At 59.6% G+C, this 344-nt stretch carries 1 protein-coding gene; it reads right to left on the bottom strand.

Annotated elements, in window-relative coordinates:
* The coding region (locus tag KH400_RS30355) for a hypothetical protein (protein ID WP_217228622.1) at window positions 1-344 on the bottom strand (344 nt) is incomplete at both ends.

The raw sequence follows: 344 nt of genomic DNA on the forward strand, positions 1-344 counted from the left end.
CCCCTCCTTCCCCCTCCTCTTTCCCCTCTTTCCTTTCCTCCCCCTCCCCCTCCCCCCCCCCCCCTTCCCTCTTTTCCCTTCTCTCCTTCTCCCCTTCCTCTCCCTTCTCCTCTCCTTCCTCTCCTCCCTCCTCTTCCCCCCTCCCCTCTCCCTCCTCCCTTCCCTCTCCTTCCTTTTTTTCCTCCTCTCTTTTCTTTTCTTCTCCCTTCTCCTTCTCCCCCCTTTCCCCCCCTCCTTCCTCTTCCTCTTCCCTCTTCCTTTTCTCCTTCTCCCCTCTCTCTTTTCCCTCCCCCTTTTCTTCCTCCTCTCCTCCTTCCTCCTCCTCCTTCCTCCCCCTCCCCTCC

Origin of the sequence: Desertibacillus haloalkaliphilus, assembly GCF_019039105.1 — a bacterium.
In the GTDB taxonomy this organism is placed as follows: domain Bacteria; phylum Bacillota; class Bacilli; order Bacillales; family KJ1-10-99; genus Desertibacillus; species Desertibacillus haloalkaliphilus.